The 367-nt window shown below is 49.0% G+C and carries 1 protein-coding gene; it reads right to left on the reverse strand.

Annotated elements, in window-relative coordinates; translation table 11 throughout:
• A partial coding sequence (locus QWI17_RS16765; protein WP_302723673.1) for a hypothetical protein occupies positions 1-261 on the reverse strand: 261 nt, incomplete at its 3' end.
• Positions 262-367 lie beyond the last annotated feature (106 nt).

Here is a 367-nt window from a genome sequence, read left to right on the forward strand (position 1 = left end):
TTTCTTCCCCATGATATCTTTATTAACGTCAATCATGCGCCTTTCATAGACTACGTCTACTGGCTTTATACCTAAAGACTCAAACCAATCATTGGAAGGCCTGCCTTCAATAACCTCCCCGCCCTTGACTGTGTAGTCATAGGGTATAAACCCATATATCTCAAACCCAGAAACGTTCGAAGACATACCAGCCAGGAACATCAGTGATGCGACCTTTGTGTAGCCAGCGAGAATTCGCGCTGGCAGCAGGTGTCTAATCATCTTGAGCTCAGCATCATACCCTGGTCATTTGCGCCGCTTGCCCGCTTCACGCTTACTAGCGGCGCAACACGTCCATTGCCTGTCTGGGTAGGGCTTCCAGGATCAG

Source organism: Gilvimarinus gilvus (assembly GCF_030518155.1).
Classification (GTDB): domain Bacteria; phylum Pseudomonadota; class Gammaproteobacteria; order Pseudomonadales; family Cellvibrionaceae; genus Gilvimarinus; species Gilvimarinus gilvus.